Origin of the sequence: Niallia sp. MER 6 (assembly GCF_023714395.1) — a bacterium.
Classification (GTDB): Bacteria; Bacillota; Bacilli; order Bacillales; family Cytobacillaceae; genus Niallia.
Genome location: NZ_JAMAUK010000080.1, coordinates 1 through 2508, shown reverse-complemented (window position 1 = coordinate 2508; position 2508 = coordinate 1). Strand labels below are relative to the sequence as shown.

The 2508-nt window shown below is 37.3% G+C and carries 2 protein-coding genes; both read right to left on the bottom strand.

Annotated elements, in window-relative coordinates; genetic code table 11:
• Nucleotides 1-36 precede the first annotated feature (36 nt).
• Nucleotides 37-801, bottom strand: a complete 765-nt coding sequence (gene istB, locus M3600_RS28200) for an IS21-like element helper ATPase IstB (RefSeq protein WP_251648530.1) — start codon at nucleotides 799-801, stop codon at nucleotides 37-39.
• Entirely contained in the window at nucleotides 798-2369 is a 1572-nt protein-coding gene (istA, locus tag M3600_RS28195; protein ID WP_251648528.1) for an IS21 family transposase, read from the bottom strand. Before istA ends, istB begins: the two co-directional genes overlap by 4 nt.
• Nucleotides 2370-2508: the final 139 nt, after the last annotated feature.

Sequence of the window (2508 nt, the reverse complement as noted above, 5' to 3'; positions counted from 1 at the left end):
TGTGACCGTCAAGTAGAATGACACAATTTCTGCTGACTAATTTGAAACACTTTTCTCACCAAATATCGTTTTTCGATGTTTCATTCTCCAACTGTCTTCATTTAAATGAATAATCTCTACTCGATGTAAGATTCGATCCAATATGGCTGTAGTAATGGCTTGATCCCCTAATAGCTCACCCCATTCTTTAGGTCCTTTATTCGACGTAAGTATTATCGAGGATTGATTATAAAGATTATTAATGAGATGGAAAAACATATTAGCTTCCTGTTTATCCATTGCCATAAACATCAAATCATCTATGATAACTAAATCTGCTTCTCTGATTCGCTTCATTCTTGTTTGGGATTTCCTCGTTATTTCTTCTGTTTTTAATGCTTGAATTAGATCCCCCATAGTTGTAAAAATCACTTTATACCCCTGGTTTAAAGCCTCGATTCCCAGGCCTATCGAAAGATGAGTTTTCCCTACACCTGGCGGTCCAAGAAAAATGATATTATATAGTTGCTCAATCCATGTTAAGTCTTTTAATTGGTTTAACTTCTTACTACTTAAGGACTTTTGCTCATTCACGTCATATTCATCCACGGTACTATGGAAGGGAAATGTTGCCCACTTAAATCGCTTTTCCAGTTGCTTTTCATCTCTGCGTTTTTGTTCATAGGCTGCTATATCTAGTAGAAACTGAGTAAAGGACAAGTCCTTCTTCTCAGCTTCTCTTATTAATTCAGGTAATCGATCAGCTGTCTCAGCTAACCGAAGGGACCTCAATAAATCTTGAACTTCCTGAAGCTGATTCAACTTTGATCACCTTCTTCCAAAAAGACAGTATAGGCATCTACATTTCTTTTTTGTGCTTCTGTTTCCATAACCCAGCCGGATATGCTGTTTAATGGGGAAACAAGCCCAGCGCTATCGTTCGTTGTATCATGAACATGTCGTTGGCGTTTAAGGTATAGAATGATATCGCTAAAATCTGTTGCACTGTATAAGTTTCTCTTTTTACATTCTTGAAGGGCTGTTGTGAGAATCTGTACATTATTTTTTTTTGTTTCCCGTAGTATCATTTGTAGCTGGTCGCGAATATACCTTGGGTACTTCTCACGAAGTTTATAAAGGTAGTCATACGCCGTTTCTGTTTCTTCAAATCGATTTGCTACTGTATCAATAAATGCATCGATCCCTTTTGTACGATCTCTTATATGCTTTCTGTCTTTAATTAATACCCCTTTACCATTTGGTATAGGATGTTTGGCCAGTAGTTCTCCTGTCTCAGAATGGTAGATTAATAGGTGTCTATCCTTTGTTTCTTTAATCGAGACAGTTTCATGCTTATGAAAAGTCCCAAGCGGAAGGGAATACCTATTGGATAAATACCGTATGGTATTGTCCTTATGGACACTTCTTGTTATACTGTTTTCATGATTGTTTAGGAAATGGATATTTCCTGTGACTGGTCTTAAGTGTTGCTTTTCCAAGGAGAACACTTCGACCGGTCTTTTTTTAGTTGTGTTATGGACTTTATAATTACCTGTTCGATGTAACCATTGCCAACCTTGTTCATTCCATGAGTCAATGTTGTGGAAGACTCTATATTTAGCGAAATTGTACTTAATAAATCCCACTACATTTTCAATCTTACCTTTACTTTCTGGATCGGCTTTTCGACAAACCCTTAGGTTTAATTTCCTGGCTTCTTTATAATGTTGGAACTCTTTCGTCAAAATGAGATCTCCGCCATTCTCACTCACCACAATCAAGCTATCCTGATCGTACACCAGTTCTCCTGCAATTCCACCGAACCATTGAAAAGCATTGTCATGAGCCTGAATAACATCTTGTGTTGTAAATGGGCGATCCAGCCATTCTTTATATTTATATCTTGAGTTAGATAACACAAATGCAATAAAGTTCAACTTTACTTCTTTGTTATCCGATGATTTTTGCTTTGTATGTCCAAAGTCAACTTGAATTTGTTCGCCCATTGGCAAATCAGGGATTGCTTCATAGTCTCTTGGTGAAGTTTCTTTAGCTATTCTATATTCATCCCGTAACTCTCTCACGTAAGCACGGACTGTGCTTTCACCAACTTCAAGATCCTTATATCTTTCCATCAACCAATCCTGTACTTGTGCTGCAGAAAGATCAGGATGCTCCCTTAACCAATTCAATATTAACTCTTTATATGGGTCCAGCTTTTTCTTTCTGGTTTGTAAAGATTCGACCCATTCTGCCATCTCCGAAGGAGATTTCTTGAGATGCCTGAATACAGTTGCCCTAGAGACCCCTAGCTTATTTGCTATTTTCGACTTACTGAATCCTTTCTTGATTAACTGCTGTATTTCCATATACATTTCCCACTTATCCACCTTTGCTCTACCCTCCGTAAATTAATGAATTAAACCATCATCATACAATGGAGGAGGCATATATTTTACTGGTATATTTGGGTAAATAAGTGTTTCATCTTATCTAGCGAAAACTGTCTACTTTAGTTTAGCAGTCACA